At 71.8% G+C, this 20518-nt stretch carries 20 protein-coding genes; 8 read left to right on the top strand and 12 right to left on the bottom strand.

The annotated features are described in order from the left end of the window. Window positions 1-32: 32 nt before the first annotated feature. Window positions 33-2090, bottom strand: coding sequence for a M4 family metallopeptidase (locus tag ASG96_RS20505; RefSeq protein ID WP_057589157.1), 2058 nt, complete (start codon window positions 2088-2090; stop codon window positions 33-35). Between the two features lie 234 nt (window positions 2091-2324). Next, window positions 2325-3008, bottom strand: a complete 684-nt coding sequence (locus tag ASG96_RS20500; protein ID WP_162260192.1) for a molybdenum cofactor guanylyltransferase — start codon at window positions 3006-3008, stop codon at window positions 2325-2327. 37 nt (window positions 3009-3045) lie between these two features. Between ASG96_RS20500 and fdhD the strand changes: the two genes are divergently transcribed. Both fdhD and ASG96_RS20490 read left to right on the top strand, forming a co-directional pair. After that, window positions 3046-3894, top strand: a complete 849-nt coding sequence (fdhD, locus tag ASG96_RS20495; RefSeq protein ID WP_057589156.1) for a formate dehydrogenase accessory sulfurtransferase FdhD — start codon at window positions 3046-3048, stop codon at window positions 3892-3894. A gap of 26 nt (window positions 3895-3920) precedes the next feature. Further along, window positions 3921-4259: a YciI family protein gene (locus ASG96_RS20490; RefSeq protein WP_057589155.1), complete on the top strand. Its 339-nt coding sequence runs from the start codon at window positions 3921-3923 to the stop codon at window positions 4257-4259. A gap of 104 nt (window positions 4260-4363) precedes the next feature. Here ASG96_RS20490 and ASG96_RS20485 read toward each other — a convergent pair whose 3' ends face one another. From ASG96_RS20485 to glp, 3 genes are all read right to left on the bottom strand, one after another. Further along, window positions 4364-4714 carry a VOC family protein gene (locus ASG96_RS20485; protein WP_157611081.1) on the bottom strand — a complete coding sequence of 117 codons (351 nt, stop codon included), beginning with the start codon at window positions 4712-4714 and terminating at the stop codon, window positions 4364-4366. 227 nt (window positions 4715-4941) lie between these two features. Further along, the gene (locus ASG96_RS20480) at window positions 4942-6579 is read right to left on the bottom strand and encodes an ABC-F family ATP-binding cassette domain-containing protein (protein WP_057589153.1); all 1638 of its coding nucleotides are present in this window, start codon (window positions 6577-6579) and stop codon (window positions 4942-4944) included. 36 nt (window positions 6580-6615) lie between these two features. Beyond that, window positions 6616-7809, bottom strand: a complete 1194-nt coding sequence (gene glp, locus ASG96_RS20475) for a gephyrin-like molybdotransferase Glp (RefSeq protein WP_057589152.1) — start codon at window positions 7807-7809, stop codon at window positions 6616-6618. Between the two features lie 42 nt (window positions 7810-7851). Here glp and ASG96_RS20470 point away from each other — a divergent pair, with 42 nt between their 5' ends. Together ASG96_RS20470 and ASG96_RS20465 are read left to right on the top strand one after the other, a co-directional pair. Next, a complete protein-coding gene (locus tag ASG96_RS20470) occupies window positions 7852-9171 on the top strand; it encodes a glycoside hydrolase family 1 protein (protein WP_057589151.1) in 1320 nt (439 codons plus the stop codon). Between the two features lie 78 nt (window positions 9172-9249). Then, window positions 9250-9675: a DUF3237 family protein gene (locus ASG96_RS20465; RefSeq protein WP_056755127.1), complete on the top strand. Its 426-nt coding sequence runs from the start codon at window positions 9250-9252 to the stop codon at window positions 9673-9675. 81 nt (window positions 9676-9756) lie between these two features. Here the strand turns inward: ASG96_RS20465 and ASG96_RS20460 are convergent, their stop codons facing one another. Further along, entirely contained in the window at window positions 9757-10245 is a 489-nt protein-coding gene (locus ASG96_RS20460; protein WP_157611080.1) for a hypothetical protein, read from the bottom strand. Window positions 10246-10476: 231 nt separating this feature from the next. Next, the gene (locus ASG96_RS20455; protein WP_056755123.1) at window positions 10477-11850 is read right to left on the bottom strand and encodes an L-serine ammonia-lyase; all 1374 of its coding nucleotides are present in this window, start codon (window positions 11848-11850) and stop codon (window positions 10477-10479) included. Between the two features lie 161 nt (window positions 11851-12011). Here ASG96_RS20455 and ASG96_RS20450 point away from each other — a divergent pair, with 161 nt between their 5' ends. After that, on the top strand, window positions 12012-12341 hold the full coding sequence (locus ASG96_RS20450) for a hypothetical protein (RefSeq protein ID WP_056755118.1): 330 nt from the start codon (window positions 12012-12014) through the stop codon (window positions 12339-12341). Beyond that, window positions 12341-13288: an ornithine cyclodeaminase family protein gene (locus ASG96_RS20445; RefSeq protein WP_057589150.1), complete on the top strand. Its 948-nt coding sequence runs from the start codon at window positions 12341-12343 to the stop codon at window positions 13286-13288. The genes ASG96_RS20450 and ASG96_RS20445 overlap by 1 nt, the downstream gene beginning before the upstream one ends. A gap of 42 nt (window positions 13289-13330) precedes the next feature. Here the strand turns inward: ASG96_RS20445 and ASG96_RS20440 are convergent, their stop codons facing one another. Then, window positions 13331-13993, bottom strand: coding sequence for an SDR family oxidoreductase (locus ASG96_RS20440; RefSeq protein WP_057589149.1), 663 nt, complete (start codon window positions 13991-13993; stop codon window positions 13331-13333). 246 nt (window positions 13994-14239) lie between these two features. Between ASG96_RS20440 and ASG96_RS20435 the strand changes: the two genes are divergently transcribed. Next, window positions 14240-14977, top strand: coding sequence for a hypothetical protein (locus ASG96_RS20435; RefSeq protein ID WP_057589148.1), 738 nt, complete (start codon window positions 14240-14242; stop codon window positions 14975-14977). Between the two features lie 80 nt (window positions 14978-15057). Next, the gene (locus ASG96_RS20430) at window positions 15058-15684 is read left to right on the top strand and encodes a class F sortase (RefSeq protein ID WP_057589147.1); all 627 of its coding nucleotides are present in this window, start codon (window positions 15058-15060) and stop codon (window positions 15682-15684) included. A gap of 75 nt (window positions 15685-15759) precedes the next feature. Here the strand turns inward: ASG96_RS20430 and ASG96_RS20425 are convergent, their stop codons facing one another. Genes ASG96_RS20425 through ASG96_RS20410 form a run of 4 tightly spaced genes read right to left on the bottom strand, consistent with a single transcriptional unit; the run spans window position 15760 to window position 20387 of the window. Beyond that, window positions 15760-16545 (bottom strand): SRPBCC family protein, encoded by a 786-nt coding sequence (locus ASG96_RS20425; protein ID WP_057589146.1) that lies wholly within the window; start codon window positions 16543-16545, stop codon window positions 15760-15762. A gap of 7 nt (window positions 16546-16552) precedes the next feature. Beyond that, window positions 16553-17410 (bottom strand): xanthine dehydrogenase family protein subunit M, encoded by an 858-nt coding sequence (locus ASG96_RS20420; protein ID WP_056755100.1) that lies wholly within the window; start codon window positions 17408-17410, stop codon window positions 16553-16555. Continuing rightward, window positions 17407-19908: a xanthine dehydrogenase family protein molybdopterin-binding subunit gene (locus ASG96_RS20415; protein WP_057589145.1), complete on the bottom strand. Its 2502-nt coding sequence runs from the start codon at window positions 19906-19908 to the stop codon at window positions 17407-17409. Before ASG96_RS20415 ends, ASG96_RS20420 begins: the two co-directional genes overlap by 4 nt. After that, window positions 19905-20387, bottom strand: coding sequence for a (2Fe-2S)-binding protein (locus ASG96_RS20410; RefSeq protein WP_056755095.1), 483 nt, complete (start codon window positions 20385-20387; stop codon window positions 19905-19907). The genes ASG96_RS20415 and ASG96_RS20410 overlap by 4 nt, the downstream gene beginning before the upstream one ends. Between the last annotated feature and the right edge of the window lie 131 nt (window positions 20388-20518).

Raw genomic sequence — 20518 nt, 5'->3', positions numbered from 1 at the left:
GGCAGCTCACGCGGCCCACAGTGCTCGGTCCGTCAGAAGTTCGTCGACACGTCGTCGATGACGAAGCTCGTCTGGAGCGAGGAGTCCTCGGACGACGCGAACTTCAGCGTGACGTTCGTGCCCTTGTAGGACGTGAGGTCGATCGTCTTGGCGACGTACGACGCCTTCGGCGTGGACAGGTTGGAGTAGCTCTGCTTCGTGACGCCGTTGATCTGGACGGTGGCGGTGTCGTATGCCGTCGTCGTCGTGGTCTCGGCCGTGTCGATGCGGATGTAGTACGTCAGCGTCGGCGAGGTGGCCGTGGACGGGACGGCGAAGGTCTGCGACTCGTTCTCGGAGGCCGTCGTGCCGTTGCCGCCGAGCCACAGCTTCCAGGAACCGGTGCGCGCGGGGCGACCCGTGTTGTTCGTGATCGGGCCCGAGGTGCCGGTCCAGCCGGTCTGGCCGGACTCGAAGCCGCCGTTGGTCAGCGCGCCGCCGGTGGGCGGGGGCGTCGTGCCGCCGCACGTCTCGGTGCCGGCCGGGACCGAGATGCCGCTGAAGGCCTTCTCGACGCCGGTGCACTCAGCGGAGCCGGCGCCGTAGAGGTCCTTGGCCGCCTTGATCGCTCCGGTGCGGGCCGCCGCGTAGTTGCTCGACGAGGTGAGGTAGGTCGACAGCGTGCGGTACCAGATCTTCTCGACCTTGAGGTGGCTGATGCCGGTGAACGTCGTGCCGTTGCACGCGGTGCTGTTGTAGCTGACGCCGTTGATCGTCTTGGCGCCGGTGCCCTCGGAGGCCAGGTAGTACCAGTGGTTCAGCGGGCCGGACGAGTAGTGCGGGTCGAGGCCACCGACGGAGCTGCTCCAGCAGTCCTTGGAGCCGCCGTCCTTGCTCGGCTTGTCCATGGAGCGCAGCGGCGTGCCGTTGCCGTTGATGTTGATCTCTTCGCCGATGAGGTAGTCGGGGGTGTCGCTCGGGTTGTTCGTGTACCACTCGACACCCGTGCCGAAGATGTCGGACGTCGCCTCGTTGAGGCCGCCCGCGTCGCCGGTGTAGTTGAGGCCGGCCGTGTTCTCGGTGACGCCGTGGCTCATCTCGTGGCCGGCGACGTCGAGCTCGACGAGCGGGGCGGCGTTGCCCGCGCCGTCGCCGTACGTCATCTGCGTGCCGTCCCAGAAGGCGTTGACATAGTTCTGGCCGTAGTGGACGCGGCTGCGGGCTCCGGTGCCGTTGTTCCAGATGCCGGCGCGGCCGAGCTGGGTGTTGTAGTAGTCGTACGTCTTGCCGGCGCCGTAGTGCGCGTCGACGGCGGCCGACTGGCGGTTGCTCTGGAGGCCGTTGCCCCAGACGTCGTCGGCGTCGGTGAACGTCGTGCCCGTGCCGCTCGTGGCCTGGTTGAGGTCGGTCGTGTAGTTGCCGTGCGTGTCGCGCATCGTGTAGCTCGTGCCGGCGGTCGTGCCGATGGTCACCGAACCGACGAAGATGCCGTTGCCCGTGCCGTGCTTGATGTCGTCCCAGCTCGTCAGGGTCTTGCCCGTGGTGGCGTCGACGATGGTGTGCAGGCGGGTCGGGGTCTGGTCGGCCTTGATGCCCTCCGTGATGACCTCGTACGCGAGCTTCGGGCCGGTGGCCGACTGGAAGACGACGAGCTCACCGGCGGTGGCGGTCTCCTTGTTCGCCTTCGACGCGGCGAGGCCGGCCTGGTGCGCCTCGCTCTTGGAGACCGTCGGGGTCATCGTCGAGGGGGTGACGTTCTTGCGGACGTTCCAGGTGACGCTCTTGACGGCACCCGAGGAGTCCTTGTGGCTGACGAAGTCGCCGCCGATGACGCGGAGGCCGTCGAGGGTGCGCTCGTAGCGGACGTGGGTCGCGCCGTTGGCGTCCGCGATGACGGACTTGACGGTGAGCTTCTCACCCGAGGCGAGGCCGAGGGCACTCGCGGACGATGCGGCTCGGGACTGCTCGGTCGCCTTGAGGCTCTGCGACTCGGGGGCGGGCGCCTTGTCGCGTCCTGCACCGGCCGCTGCGCCCGCCGGGATCGCCGGCGAGATGGCGAGGGCGAGGGCGAGCAGCCCTCCGGTCGCCAGCCCAGACTTCAGTCGATTCACTGGTTGCTCCTTGTCGAGATGCGGCTCGTGGGCCGCTTGGAGGGAGTTCCGCCATCTCACGACTTGAGATCGGGCCGGAACGAGCGCGACGTTCGCAGCAGCCGAGAACACGGGTCAACGGGGCTTACCAAGTCTTTGCCAATTGCGTTCCAACTCCTGAGTAACGCTTGGCTGCAGGGGGATTCGCTGCAGGGCCCGACTTGGGCGATCTCCCAGAGTCGCTCGCGGGAACGCTCAGTCGGGGCTCGACGCGTCCGCTGAGCGGTCGCGTGCGCGGTCGCGGGCAGGGCCTCGTGCGCGGCCTCGAGCGCCGTCGCGAGCGCGGTCGCGAGCCCGCTCGAGGTCGGCCGGCGTGTCGACGTCCAGGGCCACCTCGGCGGGGTCGTCGACGGGCTGGGTGCGGAGGCCGTCGGCGAGCTCGCGCATGCTCCGGCCGTAGGCGTCGCCGACGTCGTCGAGCCGCGCCCGCAGGGCGGTCAGGCGCCAGGCAGAGCAGAGCCAGTTGGTGCGTCCACCGCGGTCGACCGTGACGGCGAGGTCGGCCGACCCGAGCGCCGTGAGCAGCCGGTCGACGTGGGCGGAGGTGACGAACGGCAGGTCCGCGGCCAGGAGCACGACGGCATACGGCAGCGGAGCGGCGCCGACGGTGGCGTCGTCGACGAGTGTCTCGACGGCCGTGGACAACCCGGCCACGGGACCGCCACCGGGCACGCGCTCCCACACGACGCGTACGCCCTCGGGGACCCCCTGCCCGGGACCGACGACGAGCGCGGGTCGCTCTCCCGCGGCGTCGAGCACGCGCGCGACGAGGGGGCGGCCACCCACGTCGAGGACGGGCTTGTGCGAGCCCATGCGCCGGGAGGCTCCGCCCGTCAGGACGACGACGACCGGGGGCGCTTCGGGTTGGCTCGACAGCACCCTCGGAGTCTGGCACGGAGTCTGGCAGGCTGGCCCCATGGGACGGGTCACGGTGCGACGCAAGGTCACGACGATCGACCTCGCGACCCCGTCGACGACCACGCGCCCCGACACGCTCACCGTCGAGGAGCCCCTCGAGCTGCGGGTCAACGGGTCGCCCCTCACGGTCACGATGCGCACGCCTGGTCACGACATCGAGCTCGTCCACGGCTTCCTCATGTCCGAGGGGCTCATCCGGTCCGCCGACGACATCGCGCTCGCGCGCTACTGCGAGGGCGCCGTGGTCTCGGGCGAGAGCGGGTTCGACGAGAACACCTACAACGTCATCGACGTGACGCTGGCGCCCGGCGTCGCCGCGCCGGCCGCCTCGGCGACCCGTGCCTTCTTCACGAACTCGTCGTGCGGGGTCTGCGGCAAGGCGAGCATCGAGCAGCTCCGGGCACAGTCGGCCTTCGACGTGCGGTCCGACCCGACCGAGTTCGCGGCCAAGATCGTCGCCGAGCTGCCCGACGCCCTGCGCGTCGAGCAGCGGTCTTTCGACAAGACGGGCGGGCTGCACGCCGCCGGCCTCTTCACAGCCGACGGCGAGCTGCTCGTCGTGCGCGAGGACGTCGGCCGGCACAACGCCGTCGACAAGGTCGTCGGGTGGGCGCTCCAGCACGGGCGCGTGCCGAGCGTCGGGTGCGTGCTCGTCGTCTCGGGCCGCGCGTCGTTCGAGCTGACCCAGAAGGCGATCATGGCCGGGATCCCTTGTCTGGCGGCGGTTTCGGCGCCTTCGTCGTTGGCGGTCGAGTGTGCGGAGGACGCCGGGATGAGCCTGCTCGGCTTCGTGCGCGGCACCCGCCTCAACGTGTATGCCGGCGCGCACCGGATCACGACCACCTGACCACCCGAGTGACTGGAGCCCCGCCCGTGGCGATCTTCGCGATCCACTACACCTACCCCGACGACGCGACCGAGATGCTGACCAGCCGACCCGAGCACCGCGAGTGGCTGAGCGGGCTGTCGGGGCTGCTCGTCGCCGGGATGTACCACGACGGGCTCGACGAGGTCAGCGAGGGCGAGCCGACCGACCAGGAGCCCGTCAACGCCGGGCTCATCGTCGTCTCCGGTGAGTCTCTGGAGTCCGTCACGGAGACGTTCGACCAGGACCCCTACTGGCTCGGCGGCTACATCCTGCGACGTGTCGTGCGGCAGTGGGACCCGCCGCTCGGGCCGTGGGTCGCCGACCCGACCAACTCCCCCGGCTGACGGCCCGAGCCCACCGTTCGGCAACACACCGTGCAGGTCGCGACACACCGGGATCGGATCCGGGTGTGTTGCGACCTTCTCGGTGTGTTGCTGGGGTCTGCGGGTCAGAGCTGCTGGGCCAGGCCGACCACGTGTCCTTGGGGGTCGGCGATGAGGGCGAACGAGACGCCCGGGACGGTGACCGGTTCCTGGACGACGCGGCCGCCGAGCCGGGTCGCGGTCGCGATCGAGTCGGCCATGTCGTCGACGCCGACGAAGAAGGTGACGAGGTCGGTGTCGCCCTGCAGGGGGCTGATCGCCGTGTAGAGCGCGCCCGGGACGCCGGTCTCGACGAAGGTGTAGCCGGGGAAGGCTCCCTCCGTGGGGTAGGTCCATCCGAACAGGTCGCCGAAGAAGGCGCGGGTCGCGTCGGGGTCGGCGGAGCGGATCTCGGCGTGGACGATGGGGTGACTCATGATGATGCCCTCCGTGGGTTCACGGGCACCGGGCTGGTGGCCGCTCACTCGATGACGAACGAGCGTCCCCGGAATCGACAGGTGGGCACGTCGGGGTGACGGCCCCAGCGGCCCCCTTCGTCGACACCACCGAGACGCACACCTCGGGGTCAGGCGCACCTCGGAGACGGTGTGCGTGTCACCCCGATGTGTGCGGCTGGTGTCGCCGGTGCGGGGTTGGCGGGCGGTCAGCTCGCGGTGACGGCGCCGGACTCGACGTGCCAGCGCTCGTCGAGGCGGACGTTCTCGAGCAGCCGCCGGTCGTGCGAGACGAGCAGCAGGGCTCCGTCGTAGGAGTCGAGGGCCTCCTCGAGCTGCTCGATGGCGGGGAGGTCGAGGTGGTTCGTCGGCTCGTCGAGGACGAGGAGGTTGACGCCGCGGGCCTGCAGCAGCGCCATCGCCGCCCGGGTGCGCTCGCCGGGTGAGAGCCGCCCGACGGCACTGCCGACCTGGTCGGCCTTGAGCCCGAACTTCGCGAGCAGGGTGCGCCGGTCGGCGGGGTTGAGGTCGGGCACGGCCTCGCCGAACGCGTCGCCGAGCGGCAGGTCGTCGCGCAGCCCGGTGCGGGCCTGGTCGATCTCCCCGACGGCGACGCTCGCGCCGAGCGAGGCGCTCCCATCGTCCGGCTCGACCCGCCCGAGCAGCAGCGACAGCAGGGTGGTCTTGCCCGCGCCGTTGGGTCCGGTGATGCCGATGCGCCGGCGCGCCTCGACCTGCAGCGACGCCGGGCCGAAGGTCCAGTCACCCCGACGCACGACGGCCTCGTTGAGCGTGGCGACGACCGAGCTCGAACGCGGCGCCGCGGCGATGCTGAACTGCAGCACCCACTCCTTGCGCGGCTCGGCCACCTCGTCGAGCCGCGCGATCCGCGACTCCATCTGCCGCACCTTGCGCGCCTGCTTCTCGGCCGAGTCCTGCTGGGCCGAGCGCCGGATCTTGTCGTTGTCCGGGCTCTTCTTCATCGCGTTGCGCACGCCCTTGGACGACCATTCCCGCTGCGTGCGGGCCCGCGCCTCCAGGTCGGCCTTCGTGCCGGCATACGCCTCGTACGCCTCGCGCGCATGACGGCGCGCGACCTCCCGCTCGTCGAGGTACGACTCATAGCCCCCGTCGTGGACGGCGACGGAGTTCTGCGCCAGGTCGAGCTCGACGATGCGCGTGACGCAGCGGGCGAGGAACTCGCGGTCGTGCGAGACGAGCACGACGCCGCCGCGCTGGCCGTGGACGAAGGCCTCGAGCCGGTCGAGCCCGGCGAGGTCGAGGTCGTTGCTGGGCTCGTCGAGGAGCACGAGGTCGAAGCGGCTCAGCAGCAGCGCGGCGAGCGCCGCACGGGCGGCCTGTCCGCCCGAGAGCGAGGTCATGAGCGCATCGGGGCCGACGTCGAGCCCGAGCTCGGCGAGCATCGGCGGGATCCGGTCGTCGAGGTCGGGCGCACCGCTGACGAGCCAGTGGTCGAGCGCCACGGCATACGCCTCGTCGGCCTTCGGGTCGTCGCCACCGAGGCCGGCGGCGGCCTCCTCCATGGCGACCGTGGCGGCGGTGGCGCCGGTGCGTCGGCCGATGTGGTCGGCGACGGTCTCGCCCGGCATGCGCTCGTGCTCCTGCGGCAGCCAGCCGACGAAGGCGTCCGAGGGGGCCGTCGTCACGGTGCCGCCGAGCGGCAGGTCCTCGCCCGCGAGGAGGCGGAGCAGCGTCGACTTGCCCGCGCCGTTGGCGCCGACGACCCCGACGACGTCACCGGGGGCGACCGTGAGGTCGAGGTGCTCGAAGAGGGTCCGGTGGGCGTGGCCCCCGGCGAGGTCCTTGGCCACCAGGGTCGCGCTCACGCCCACCAGCCTACGGGCGCCCGGCGGGTGCCCCGTTCACACCGGGTGGACGACGACGACGTCACCCTCGATGAGCTGGTCGACGCCCTCGGGCACCTCGACGAGGCAGTTCGCGGCGGCGAGCGCCGTGAGGTGGCGCGCGTCCGGTGCGGTGACGGTGCCGTCGTCGCGGAGCACGCTCGTGACGAACTGGACGCGTCCGGTGCGCGTGCGCCGGGCCCTGCCGACGTATGCCGCCCGGCCCGGTCGCGTCGCCGGCACCCCGTGGCGTCGGTCGAGGGCGGGGCGCACGAGCACGTGGAAGGCGACGAACGCGCCGACCGGCGTCCCCGGCAGGCAGACGACCGGTGTGGAGCCGTAGCGCCCGAGCCCCTGAGGGCCACCCGGCTGCATCGCGAGGTGGACGAAGTCGAAGCTCGGCAAGGGCTCGCACACCTGCCGCACGACCTCGTAGGCGCCCGCGCTCACGCCTCCGGTCGTGACGACGAGGTCGACCTCGGAGTCGGTGTCGAGGGCGTCGAGCAGGGCCCGCAGGTCGTCGGGCTCGTCGGAGCAGACCTCGACCCGGTGCACGACGCAACCGGCGGCCGCGGCGAGCGCGGCCACCATGTCGGAGTTGGACTCGTGGATGCCGCCCGCGCCGGGGTCTGCCTCGGGTGGCGCGAGCTCGGCCCCCGTCGCGATGACCGCGACCCGCGTCGGCACGTGGACCTCGACCGTGGTGCACCCGGCCGAGCGGCCGAGGGCGATGAGCGCGGCCGTCACGGCCGAGCCGGCGGTCGCCAGGACCGTGCCGGCCGTCACGTCCTCGCCACGGGGGCGCACGTGCTGCCCGGGGATCGGGTCGACCTCGACCGTGACCCGCTGCGGCGCCGGACCGGTCGGGCTCGCGTCGGTGCGCTCGACGGGGACGACGGCGACCGTGCCCTCCGGCACCCGGGCTCCTGTCATGACCCGGGCAGCCTCACCCGGGGCCAGCACGAAGTCCGGAGCGGACCCGGCGGGCACGTCCCCGACCACGGGGTAGGCGCGCTGGTCCGGCGAACCGGGGCACACGGCATACCCGTCCATCGCGGAGGCGTCGAAGCGCGGGAGGTCGTCGGCCGCGACGAGGTCGGCGGCGAGGCGGCGTCCGGCCGCGTGCCGGTCGAGCGGCACCCGTTCGGTGGACCCGTCGCCGAGGAGCCGCTCGACGGCGGCCCGGTGATCGGTGACGGACACGTGACCCACGGGCGCCAGTCTGGCGCATCGGGCCCCGGTACGTTGAGGCGCATGGCGACCACTGACGGGTTCCGGCTCGACGGGATGCTGCTCGGCGTCGCGACCGCGGCCACGCAGGTCGAGGGCGGCGACGTCCAGACCAGCTGGAGCGACTGGGCCGATCGCCCGGGGACCATCGCCGACGGCTCCACGCCGCGACGTGCGACCGACCACTGGCGCCGGTGGCGTGAGGACACCGAGCTGATGGCCTCGCTCGGGGTGCAGGTGTACCGGATGAGTGTCGAGTGGGCGCGCCTCGAGCCGCGCCCGGGGGTCTGGGACGACGCCGCCTTCGCCCGCTACCGGGAGGAGCTGGAGCTGCTGCGCGACAAGGGGATCCGGGCCCTCGTGACGCTGCACCACTTCAGCCACCCGCTGTGGTTCGAGCGCGACGGCGGCTGGCTCGCGCCCGGCGCCCTCTGGGTGTGGGAGCGCTTCGTCAGCGAGGTCGTGACACGACTCGGCGACCTCGTGGCGGAGTGGGTGACGATCAACGAGCCCAACGTCTACGTCACCGGCGCGCACGTCTTCGGCGACTTCCCGCCCGGCCACCGCAGCCTCCGAGAGGGGATGCGCGTCTACGGCGTGCTCGCCGCCGCGCACATCCGGGCGTATGCCCTCATCCACGCCCTGCGACCGGCACCCGACACGATGGTCGGCGTCGCCCACCACCTGCGGCCCTTCCGGCCGGGCAACCCGCGCAACCCGTGGCACCGCGTGCTGACGCCGGCCATGCGCCACCTCTTCCAGGGCGCGATCGTGCGAGCCATGACGACCGGCGAGTTCACGCTGCCCCTGCGCCGGCCCGAAGGGATCGCACCCGGGCGCTACGCCGACTTCTTCGGGCTCAACTACTACTCGCGCACGACGGTGACGCGCTTCGACGACGGCACCCCGCCGGGCGTCCCCGTCAACGACCTCGGCTGGGAGGTGTATGCCGCGGGGCTGGGTGAGACGGCGCGGTGGGCCTGGGAGACCTACGGGCTTCCCGTCTGGGTCACCGAGAACGGGACGTGCGACGCCGCCGACGCCTTCCGGTCGCGCTACCTGTGGGAGCACCTCTCGGTCCTGAGCAGCGTTCGGACACAAGGGGTTCCGGTCGAGCGCTACTACCACTGGTGCTTCGTCGACAACTGGGAGTGGAACGAGGGTGAGGGTCCGCGCTTCGGCCTCGTCGCCCTCGACTACGAGACGCAGGAACGCACGGTCCGCGACTCGGGTCGGTTCTTCGCAGAGGTCACGCGCGAGGGCGGAGCGACGGCGGAGATGCACGCGAGATACGTTGCGGGACAGACCTATCCGATGAGCTCGGCCGAGGCCCACCACCGCTGACGGCGGTCTCCCGGACGGCTGCGTCGAGGCAGGGGCAGGAGTACCGTCGACGGTGTCGGACCTTCCGAGGAGGCTGCCATGCGTCTCAACCCGCTCTGCGACGCGACCTGGACCTATGACCTCATCCACGAGGTCGAGCCTTCAGGCAGACGCGACGGCCGCGTCTACGGTCAGGGCACCGGCACCCTGACGGGTCGGCTGTCCGGCACGGCGTCGTGGTCGAACTTCCCGCGACTCCGCGAGGGCTACGCCTCACCGGACGCCCGCGGCGTCATCCACGTCGACGACGGCATCGTCCTGTTCACCCTGACCGGCCTGTCGTCGCTGGCGGACGGGCGAGGCGTCCACGTCCTCACCTTCCAGACCGAGGCGCCGGCCCACCGGTGGCTCAACGACGTCATCGCCGTGGGCGAGGGCAGCATCGACGTCGAGCACGCCCGGCTGGCGATGCGCTACTACGAGTGCGAGGTCGAGCTGCCCCTGCCTGACGTGGAGCTGCCCTGACGCGCATCCGGACCAGGGCCCTGACAGGAAACGCCGCCCCGCTCCTCGCGGGACGGGGCGGCGACCGGGCCGGCTCTCCGCTCACCCCTCCGGAGCGGAGCAGCTGCCCTTGTCCCACGTGAAGCCCGAACCGGACGACCAGTGGCTGACGATCTGCACCTTGACGTTGCCGCCCGTGGTGGTGTCGTGCAGCACCCAGTGCTCCGTGTCGGTGAAGACGAGCGGTGTGCCCGTGGCGTCGACCTTCCCGCCGAACCACGAAGCCCCCGACACCGTGTAGAGATCGCCGTTCTCACCGACGAGCGTGACGCCGTGCGTGTTCACGGTCCCCGTCTCGTGAAACACACCCTGGCCGTCGACCGTCCAGTGGTCGACCATGTAGACCGTGCCGCTGACCGCCGTGATGTCCCCCGTCGGCGCACTGCACTCGAAGACGGCACCGGCCGCAGGGAACGACGAGTGCTCGGTCCCTCCGTTCGACGGTGCAGCGCCCGCGGCTCCGGCCGCGAGTCCGATCGTGCCCAGTGCGGTGATGCCGGCCATGACGGCACGACTGCGCAGTGAACGCATGTGTCTCCCCTTTCCCCTTGTTGACCAACCGGCGCCAGACCCCCGAGGTCGTCGGGCGGCGCCGATCGGCGCCACCCTCCAAGGTGCTCCGACCGAGGTGGCCAGAGACGAAAAAGGCACAACTGTCAGCATATTCGCAGGAAGTGCGCCTCGTCTGGGAGATTGCTGCACGCAAACCAGACGTTACTGGCGCTGCGGGGGAGCCGCCGGGGGAAGGGGCCGGGAGGGGGCTCAGCACTCGATGACGTTGACGGCGAGCCCGCCGCGCGCGGTCTCCTTGTACTTCACCTTCATGTCGCGGCCGGTCTCACGCATCGTCTTGATGACCTTGTCGAGGCTGACGACGTGCGAGCCGTCGCCGCGCAGCGCCGTACGGGCGGCGGTGATGGCCTTGACCGAGGCGATCGCGTTGCGCTCGATGCACGGGATCTGGACGAGGCCACCCACGGGGTCGCAGGTCAGGCCGAGGTTGTGCTCCATGCCGATCTCGGCGGCGTTCTCCACCTGCTCGGGGGTGCCACCCATGACGGCGGCCATGGCGCCGGCCGCCATCGAGCAGGCCGACCCGACCTCGCCCTGGCAGCCGACCTCGGCGCCGGAGACCGAAGCGGTCTCCAGGTAGATGACGCCGATGGCTCCCGCGGTCAGCAGGAAGCGGACGATCCCGTCGCGGTTCGCCCCGGGCACGAAGTTCGCGTAGTAGTGCAGCACGGCGGGGATGATGCCGGCCGCGCCGTTGGTCGGGGCGGTGACGACGCGGCCGCCCGACGCGTTCTCCTCGTTGACGGCCAGGGCGTAGAGCGTGATCCAGTCCATGCCGCGCAGCGGGTCGTCACTCGTGCCCTCGACGCGCAGGCGGCGCGCCAGCTCAGGCGCCCGGCGGCGCACGCGCAGGCCACCCGGCAGGACGCCTTCGTTGCGGATGCCGTTCTGGACGCACTCCTTCATGACGTCCCAGATCTTGAGCAGCCCGTCACGGACCTCCGCCTCGGTGCGCCATGACAGCTCGTTCTCGAGCATGATCTGCGCGATCGACTTGCCGGTCTCGCGGCAGTGGGCGAGCAGCTGGTCGCCGGTCTGGTAGGGGTGCGCGACCGGCGTGGTGTCCTGGACGACCATCGTCGAGCCGTCGGCGTCCTCGCCGACGACGAAACCGCCGCCGACGGAGTAGTACGTGTGGGCCGCGACCGTCGTCCCCGTCGCGTCGAGGGCCGTGAAGGTCATGCCGTTCGGGTGCACCGGCAGCGTCTTGCGCCGGTGCAGCACGAGGTCCTCGTCCTCGTTGAAGTCGATCTCGTGCTCACCCAGGACGGGCAGTCGCCGGGTGGACCGGATCTCGGCGAGGCGGCCCTCGACGGCGCGCGGGTCGCACAGCTCGGGACGCTCACCCGTGAGACCGAGCAGGACGGCCTTGTCGCTGCCGTGCCCGTGACCGGTCGCGCCGAGCGAGCCGAAGAGCTCCGAACGCACCCGCGCGACCTGAGGGAGGCGGCCCTCGTCGCGCAGCCGCTCCGCGAAGAGCACCGCGGCGCGCATCGGACCGACGGTGTGCGAGCTCGACGGCCCGATACCGATCGAGAAGAGGTCGAAAACGCTGAGCGCCATGGAGTCCTGACTTCGTGTCGTCGTTGACGGCTGCCGCCCGGGGTGGTGGGCGATCCGCTCGAGCCTACGTCCCGGGAGTGCCCGCACGCACATGCGTGGAATGGCGCCCCGGCGCGCAGCCCGCGCGAGCGGCTCGCAGGGTCGGCCCCTACAGTCGAGGAGTGCCCCAGGTCAGTGCCGACGTCCACGTCCCGCTCCCGCCGCCCGTCGCCCGCGCGCTGGCCGGGTCGGTGGGCGAGCCGACGCTCCGGCTGGCCCCGCACCTGACCCCGGAACCCTTCACGTGGCGCTTCGACGCCGAGGACGACGGCACCCTCGTCGTGCTGACTCTGGCGTATGCCGTCGACCCGGGCTGGGTGCGTTCGATCACCCACGAGGTCACCCAGTGGTCTCTCGCCAAGCAGCTGCGCGCCCACCTCGCGACCGTCGTCGAGGCAGCCGGCGACCCCGAGCGGGTCGCGCGCGCCCGGGCCGGCGCGGGCGAGGGCTGATGCAGCAGCCGCGCTGGGTCGACGCCGCCGCGGTGCGACGGATCGTCTCGCCCGACCGTGCCCGGCGTCTCATCCGGTGCGAGCTCGCCGACGGTCTCGACCCCGCGTCGGACCCGGCCCGGAGGGTCGCGGGCGTCGGTGACGGCCAGCTCCTCGTCATGCCCGCTACAAAAGGCCGCTCAGCCGGCGTCAAGGTCGTCTCGGTCGCGCCGGGCAACCCGGACCGCGGCCTCGAGCGCATCCAGGCGCTCTACGTCCTCCTGGACGCCGACACCCTGACGCCGTCGGTCCTCATCGACGGCACGGCGGTCACGTCACTGCGCACCCCTGCCGTGTCCGCCGTCGCCATGGACGTGCTGGCCCCGGACGAGGTGGGGTCCGCGGTCATCTTCGGGAGCGGGCCACAGGCGCTCGGTCACGCGGAGGCGCTGCTCGCCATCCGGCACACGTCGTCGGTGACGGTCGTCGGCCGGCGAGGCGACGCCGCCCGCGCGACCGCGCAACGGATCTCCGGACTCGCGACGACGCACCGGCTCAGCACGCGCGGCATCACGGTCGACGACCCGCAGGTCGAGGCGGCCGTGCGCGAGGCGCAGGTCGTCGTGACAGCCACGTCGGCGGCGACGCCGGTGCTCGACGACGACTGGGTGGCCGACGGGGCGTGCGTCGTGGCCATCGGCTCGCACGAGCCGCACCGTCGTGAGCTCGGGTCGGGGCTGCTCGGCCGCTCGCTCGTCGTCGTCGAGGACATCGGGACGGCGCACCGTGAGGCCGGCGACGTCATCCTCGCAGCCGCGCAGGGCGCCCTCGACTGGGCCGACGTCCACACGCTCGCGGACCTCGTGCTCGGCCGGGTCGAGCGGGCGAGCGACCGGCCCAACGTCTTCAAGAGCGTCGGCATGGCGTGGCAGGACCTCGTCATCGCCGAACACCTCGCCCGCCCCTGACACTCGAGTGGGCCCGCCACCGCACTCGAGTGGGAGTGGGGGTCAGGCGGAGGGGGTGGCGGCGACGACGTCGCCGATGGGCTGGAAGCCGTCGTTGAAGGGCAGGATGCGGCGGGCGGTCGACTCGGGGTGCTCGACGACCGCACGGATCACGTGGGCGACGTTGTCGCGCGACACCGTGCCGGCGACGATGTCCTGACCGGCGGCGATGTGGCCGGTGGCCGCGTCGGTGGTCAGCCCGCTCGGGCGCAGGATGGTCCACGCGAGGGCGGTGCCCTGGAGGTGCTCGTCGGCCGCGGTCTTGGCCTCGGCGTACGGGTAGAAGGAGCTGTCCTCGGGCACGCCGTGGTCGGGCCCGGCGCCGAAGTAGGACACCATGACGTAGCGCTCGACCCCGGCCTGTGCGGCGGCGTCCATCGAGCGGATCGCGGCGTCGCGGTCGACGGCATACGTCCGCTCGGGGCTGCCGCCGCCGGCGCCGGCCGACCACACGACGACGTCGCTCCCGCGCACGAGGTCCGCGATCTGCTCGGTCGTGGCGTGCTCGACGTCGAGCACGGCCGCCGTGGCACCGGTCGCCTCGACGGCGGCGACGTGCTCCGGGTTGCGGACCAGGGAGGTGACGTCGTGGCCGTCGGAGACGAGGAGCGGGGCGGCGAGCAGGGCGACCTTGCCGTGGCCGCCGACGATGATGACGTGGGACATGCATCCACCATCGCAGAGTGGCGGCGATGGTGCGTCGGGCGCCGGTGCAAAAGGTGACAATCCTCCGCCCCCGCCACGGCGGCGAGGTCGTGTATGTTCTCCCACGGCTGAGGCGCCACACGCCCTCGCCCTGGTTCACCGACCGCGCTCACGGTCACCGAGTTCCTCTGTGTCACAACACCCTCCACCACTCGCGGCTCGTGACCCGACCTGGTCACGCCGCCCTCCACGGGAGCGCTCTCACTGATGACCCGATCCACCCATGTCGTCGCGCCGTCACGCGCCGTCACCCTCCTCCTCGTCGCAGCCATCGCCACGGCCGGCGCCGCCACCCTCGGCGTCCAGGCCGCGTCGGCGACGCCCGGGGACCCGCACCAGGTGTGGGTCTGCAAGTACGTCCAGAAGCCCGGTGTGGACGAGGTCCTCAAGCGCGGCAAGAACCCCATCCACGTGGATGCTGCGTCACTCACGAACGACCGGGGCGTCGCACCCCAGCTGGGCGACGCCTTCTCGGACGGCCAGTTCCGTTCTGTCGTGGTCTCGCTCGACGCACAGGCACCCGCGACGGACTGCCCTGCAGCCGACGAGGTCGACGGGTTCGGTGGCGTGAGCCGACCGGGCGCCGTGACGCCGACGACCCCGGCGACCTCGACCGCCCCGACCACTCCGGCCACCCCGACCGCACCCGCGACCACCGTCCCCGGCGACCCGCGTGCCACGTCGACGGCGGTCGGCACGGGCACCCCCACCCCGACGGGGACGGCCGCGACCGGGCTCGGAGCGGCCTCGCCCGCCACGACCCTCGCGCTCGCACCCGTCCCCGCGATGGGCGACGCCGCACCCGACACCGGCGGGATGGGTCAGGTCGCGCAGCGCTCCGGCTCGGCCGACGTGCTCGTCGGTGTCGGTCTGCTGGCCGTGGCCGGCGGCCTGCTCGCTGCCCGGAGCCACCGCCGCCGACGCCGCGTCGTCGAGGCCGACTGATCACCGGGCGTCACCGGGCGCACGACCGCGCGCCCGGTGGCCGCGCGGTCGTCCCGCTTGTCGCGGCGGCACTGGCCTGCGTGGCGGTGTGGTTCCTGCTCGCCAGACCGCTCGCTGCCGCCGACCTGGCCACGCGCTCCGCGCCGCCACCGCCGCGTACGCCCATCGCCCGGGCCACGGGGCCGACGTGCCGACCCGGGCCACCCCACCGCGTCGTCTATCCCGATCTCGGCGTGGACGCGGCGGTCGAGCGGATCGGGCTCGAGACCGACGCCGCGGCCGGGGCCGGAGGCGGGGCCGGAGCCGCAGGGATGCTGCGACTCGGCAACCCCACCGACATCAGCCGGATCGGCTGGTACGCGGACGGGCCCCAACCGGGCAGCGGCGCCGGCACCGTCCTGCTCGACGGACACACCTACCGGGACGGGTCGGCCGTCTTCAGCGAGGACTTCCCGTCGCGAGCGCAGGCCGGGCAGCTCGTGCAGACCGTGCAGCAGGACGGCTCGGTCTGCTCGTACCGGGTCGACCGGGTGTGGCCCGCCGTCGACGCCCAGCGCGACTACCCCCACATCGTCGCGTCCGAGCACCTCTACGACCGCAGCGGACCGGAGCGTCTCTTCCTCGCCACGTGCGGCGGCCGGTGGGACGCGAGCCGCGAGGACTACGACGACATCACCGTCCTGGTCGCTTCGCCGCTCCACGACTGACGGTGGGTGAGGGGCCGCCGGGAACGCGCCGCAGGCCCGGTCGGGAGCGCGACCGGGCCTGCTGCACGTGCTGCGTCAGTCGCCGCGGTGACCGATGAGCCAACCGATGACGACCCCGATGGCGGCAGCCGCTGCGTAACCGGCATACCGCTGGATCAGCACGGGCATGACGGCCGACCCGAGATCGAGGGGGGCGTCCTCCTCGACAGAGGCCGGGACCCGGCGCGGGGGCGGCGGCGTGTGTGCCGCCGCAGCGGGTGCGGGCGCCGCCGTCGTGACACCCACCTGCGGACCGGTGTCTGCGGCGAGCGCGTCGGACCCCGTCTCGACGTAGCCCGCCGAAGCGCCAGCCGAAGCGCCAGCCGAAGAGCCGGCCGAAACGCCGGCCGCCGCCGGGGCGGCCTCCGGCTCGTCCGCCGGACCGGTCAGCTGCTTCTCGATGCAGGCCACGAAGGCGCCCAGGAGCTTGTCGGACACGTCCTGCATGACGCCCCGGCCGAACTGGGCCGGCTTGCCGGTGACGGCGAGGTCGGTGACGACGTCGGCGCGGGTGCCGTCACCGTCGGGGCTCAGGGTGATCGTCACGGTGGCGCCGGCCGTGCCGTTGCCCCGCTTGTCCTTGCCCTTGGCCTCGATGACGGCGTGGTGCGTCGCGTCGTCGCGCTCGACGAACGAGCCCGACCCGGAGTAGACGAGCGCGATCGGCCCGAGCTTGACCTTGACCGTGCCGGAGAAGCCGTCGTCGGTCACCTCCGTCACGGTCGCCCCGGGGAAGCAGCCGCCGACGCGCTCGAGGTCCATGAAGAGGGCCCACGCGTCGTCGACCGAGGTCGGGACGGTGAAGGAGTGCGTCAGGTCCATCCGGCGATCACGCTCCTGCCGCGGCGAGGACCGCGCGCCGCGTCAGCACGGTGGCGAGGTGCTTGCGGTAGTCGGAGTCACCGTTGAGGTCGGAGGGCGGGTTGGTGCCGTCGGCTACAGACGCGACGGCCGCACGGACCGCCTCGTCGGTCGCGGGCTGCCCGACGAGGGCCTCCTCGACCGAGCGGGCCCGCAGGGGCGTCGAGCCCATGTTGGTCAGGCCGACGCGGGCCTCGGCGATCGAGCCGCCCTCGCTGCGCACCGTGGCCGCGACGCCGACGATCGACCACTGGTGGCTGACCCGGACGAACTTCTCGTAGTGCGCGCCCCAGCCGGTGTGCTTCGGCACGCGGATCTGTGTCAGCAGCTCGCCCTCGCCGACGGCCGTCGTGAAGAGGTCCTCGAAGAAGTCCTCCGCCGCGACGGTGCGGGTCGAGCCGTCCGCGCCCGCGATGACGAGCTCGGCCTCGAGCGCGAGCGCCGGCGCCCCGACGTCGCCCGCCGGGTCGGCGTGCACGAGCGCGCCGCCGATGGTGCCGCGGTGGCGGATCTGCGGGTCGGCCACGGTCGCGATCGCCTTGGACAGCAGGGCCGCGTGGGTGGACACGGCCCCGGAGGCGAGCACGGCGGCATACGTCGTCATGGCTCCGATGACGAGGTGGTCACCGTCCTCGGAGACGCCCTGGAGCTCGGCGATGCGCCCGAGGTCGATGACGACCCCTGGGGCGTTGAGCCGCATGCGCAGGATGGGCAGCAGCGACTGCCCACCCGCGAGGACCTTGGCGTCGTCGCCGTGCTCGGCGAGCGCCGCGATGGCCTCCTGGACGGTCGAGGGGGCCAGGTAGTCGAACTGGGCCGGGATCATGACTGGCTCCCCTCGCTCGCGGACTCGGGACTCGCGGCCCCGGGGTCCTGGTTGGGCGCACCCTCGTCGAAGTGCGGCTGCGCGTCGCGCTCACCTTCGACCGGGACGGCCCGCCCCTTCTGGATGGCCTTCCACACCCGCTCGGGGGTGCACGGCATGAGGATGTCGTTGACGCCGAAGCTGCGCACCGCGTCGACGATCGCGTTGACGACGGCTGGTGTCGAGGCGATCGTGCCCGCCTCGCCGACTCCCTTGGTGCCCAACGTGTTCGTCGTCGACGGTGACGTCGTGTGGTCGGTGATGAAGCTGATCGTGTCGGCGGACGTCGGCAGGGTGTAGTCGACGAACGAGCCCGTGACGAGCGTGCCCTGGTCGTCGTACTCGGCACCCTCCCAGAGGGCCTGCGCGATGCCCTGGACGAGGCCGCCGTGGACCTGACCCTCGACGATGAGCGGGTTGACGATGTTGCCGATGTCGTCGACGCAGACGTACTTGCGCATCGTCGTCGCCCCGGTCTCGGTGTCGACCTCCATCGCGCACAGGTGGGTGCCGTGCGGGAAGGAGAACGTGTTGGGGTCGAACGTCGCGTCGGCGTCGATCGTGGGCTCGATGCCGTCGGGGAGGTTGTGGCACGTCCACGTCTCGAGGGCCACCTCGGGCATGCTGACGCTCTTGTCGGTGCCCTTGACACCGAAGCGCCCTGCCGAGAACTCGATGTCGTCGACGCTGGCCTCGAGCATGTGGGCCGCGATCGGCTTGGCCTTCTCGATGACCTTGTCGGCCGCGCGGATGACCGCCTCCGCCCCGACGACGAGCGAGCGTGAGCCGTAGGTGTCCATGCCCCTGGGCGCGATCTGCGTGTCGCCGTGGAGCACCTCGATGTCCTCGAACGGGACGCCGAGCCGGTCGGCGACGATCTGGCTCCACGCCGTCTCGTGGCCCTGCCCGTGAGCGGACGAGCCCGTGACGACCTCGACCGTGCCGGTGGCGAGCATGCGGATGCTCGCGCTCTCCCAGCCGCCGGCCCCGTAGCTGAGGACGCCGAGGATGCGGGACGGGGCGAGACCGCACATCTCGGTGAACGTCGAGATGCCGATGCCGAGCTGGACCGGGTCGTTGCTCTCGCGGCGACGCCGCTGCTCGGCGCGCAGCTCGTCGTAGCCGAAGAGCTCCTTCGCCTTGGCGGTCGCGGCCTCGTAGTTGCCCGAGTCGTAGGTCATGCCCGCCACCGTGGTGAAGGGGAACTCCTCGTGCTTGATCCAGTTCTTCTCGCGGATCTCGAGCGGGTCGACCCCCACCTCGACGGCGAGCTCGTCCATGAGGCGCTCGATGCCGTACGTCGCCTCGGGCCTACCGGCACCGCGATAGGCATCGACCCACGTCTTGTTCGTGTAGTACGTGGTGACGTTGAACTGGTAGGCGGCGAACTTGTAGATCGAGTTGAACATCCACGCGCCGAGCACCGGCACGCCGCCGCCGACGAGGGCCGCGTAGGCCCCGAGGTCGGCCATGAGCTCCACCTTGAGCCCGGTGACCGTGCCGTCCTTCTCCGCGGCGAGGGTGAGCTTCTGCCACTGGTCCCGGCCGTGGTGGCCGGAGACCATCGTCTCGGAGCGGGTCTCGGTGTACTTGCAGGGCTTGCCGAGCTTGCGCGCCACGGCGAGCGTGGCGAACTCCTCCGGGGTGGTCTGCAGCTTGCCGCCGAACCCACCACCGACGTCGGGGGCGATGACGCGGATCTTCGACTCCTGCAGTCCGGTGGTGGCTGCGATGCAGAAGCGGAGGACGTGCGGCACCTGGGTCGCCGACCACATCGTCACCTGCTCGCCCGTGGGGTCGACCACCGTGGAACGGGGCTCCATGAAGGCCGGGATGAGGCGCTGCTGGCGGTACTCGCGCTCGATGACGATTCCGCCCTCGCGGGCCGTGGCGATGGCCGCCTCGATATCGCCGCCGGTGCCGCCGGAGGCCGAGTCGAGCTGCCACGTGGCACTCGTGTTCGTGCCGAGGCCGGGATGGGCCAGGACCGAGTCGGTGGCCGCCTGCTTGAGGTCGAGGACCGCCGGCAGCTCGTCGTAGTCGACGTCTACGAGCTCGGCGGCATCACGCGCCTCGGCGGAGCTGCGGGCCGCGACGACGGCGACGATCTCGCCGGCGTGCGCGACGTGGGACACGGCCACCGGCAGGTGGTCGGGCGTCTTCTGGTCGGCACTGATCGGCCACGCCGTGATGTTGACGCCCTGGATGTCCTTGAGGTCCTCCCCCGTGAACACCGCGAGGACACCAGACGCGGCCTTCGCCTCGTCGGTGTTGATCGCGCTGATGGTGGCGTGGGCGAAGGGGCTGCGCACCATCGCGAGGTGCAGCATGCCGGGCAGCTGGATGTTGTCGGTCCAGCGGGTGCGGCCGGTGATGAGGCGCTGGTCCTCCTTGCGGGTGCGTGCCCTGCCGATCTCGGGTGTCGGGGCATCGGCCGCGCGGTCCTCGGTGATCGTCATGACGACACCGCCTGCGAGCTCATCGAGGTCGCCGCCTGCTGCACGGCCTTGACGATGTTGTGGTAGCCGGTGCAGCGGCAGAGGTTGCCCTCGAGGCCTTCGCGGATCTCCTGCTCACTGGGGTCGGGGTTGTTCTTGAGGACGTCACACGCCTGCATGATCATGCCGGGGGTGCAGTAGCCGCACTGGAGGGCGTGGCACTCGTGGAAGGCCTGCTGAACCGGGTGGAGCTCGCCGTCCACGGCGAGCCCCTCGATCGTCGTCACCTCGTGGCCGTCCGCCTGGACGGCAAGGACGTTGCAGGACTTCACGCTCGTCCCGTCGAGGTGCACGGTGCAGGCACCGCAGTTGCTCGTGTCGCATCCGATGACGGTTCCGGTCTTACCGAGGCTTTCGCGAAGGTACTGGACCAGAAGTGTCCTGGGCTCGACCTCGTCGGAGTAGCTCACCCCGTCGACGGTCACATTGATACGGGTCATGCTGTCGGTCCTCCTGCCACGCTGCAGTTGACATCGTTGACTTCCCCAGGCTGAGTCTTACTCGGGTTCAACTACTTCACAAGGGCAACCGGGAGAACCCTCAACATCCCGCAGCGGATCCCCAGCGGGGT

The organism is Terrabacter sp. Soil810 (assembly GCF_001429645.1).
In the GTDB taxonomy this organism is placed as follows: domain Bacteria; phylum Actinomycetota; class Actinomycetes; order Actinomycetales; family Dermatophilaceae; genus Terrabacter.
This window is presented reverse-complemented; position numbering and strand designations above follow the sequence as displayed.

Excerpts from the sequence above, each read along its gene's own strand:
- fdhD (WP_057589156.1), top strand. The coding sequence starts at position 3,046 with ATGGGACGGGTCACGGTGCGACGCAAGGTCACGACGATCGACCTCGCG.
- ASG96_RS20485 (WP_157611081.1), bottom strand. The coding sequence starts at position 4,714 with ATGAGTCACCCCATCGTCCACGCCGAGATCCGCTCCGCCGACCCCGAC.
- ASG96_RS20465 (WP_056755127.1), top strand. The coding sequence starts at position 9,250 with ATGCGTCTCAACCCGCTCTGCGACGCGACCTGGACCTATGACCTCATC.
- ASG96_RS20425 (WP_057589146.1), bottom strand. The coding sequence starts at position 16,545 with ATGGACCTGACGCACTCCTTCACCGTCCCGACCTCGGTCGACGACGCG.
- ASG96_RS20470 (WP_057589151.1), top strand. The coding sequence starts at position 7,852 with ATGGCGACCACTGACGGGTTCCGGCTCGACGGGATGCTGCTCGGCGTC.
- ASG96_RS20460 (WP_157611080.1), bottom strand. The coding sequence starts at position 10,245 with ATGCGTTCACTGCGCAGTCGTGCCGTCATGGCCGGCATCACCGCACTG.
- ASG96_RS20445 (WP_057589150.1), top strand. The coding sequence starts at position 12,341 with ATGCAGCAGCCGCGCTGGGTCGACGCCGCCGCGGTGCGACGGATCGTC.
- ASG96_RS20455 (WP_056755123.1), bottom strand. The coding sequence starts at position 11,850 with ATGGCGCTCAGCGTTTTCGACCTCTTCTCGATCGGTATCGGGCCGTCG.
- ASG96_RS20440 (WP_057589149.1), bottom strand. The coding sequence starts at position 13,993 with ATGTCCCACGTCATCATCGTCGGCGGCCACGGCAAGGTCGCCCTGCTC.
- ASG96_RS20420 (WP_056755100.1), bottom strand. The coding sequence starts at position 17,410 with ATGATCCCGGCCCAGTTCGACTACCTGGCCCCCTCGACCGTCCAGGAG.
- ASG96_RS20435 (WP_057589148.1), top strand. The coding sequence starts at position 14,240 with ATGACCCGATCCACCCATGTCGTCGCGCCGTCACGCGCCGTCACCCTC.
- ASG96_RS20410 (WP_056755095.1), bottom strand. The coding sequence starts at position 20,387 with ATGACCCGTATCAATGTGACCGTCGACGGGGTGAGCTACTCCGACGAG.
- ASG96_RS20415 (WP_057589145.1), bottom strand. The coding sequence starts at position 19,908 with ATGACGATCACCGAGGACCGCGCGGCCGATGCCCCGACACCCGAGATC.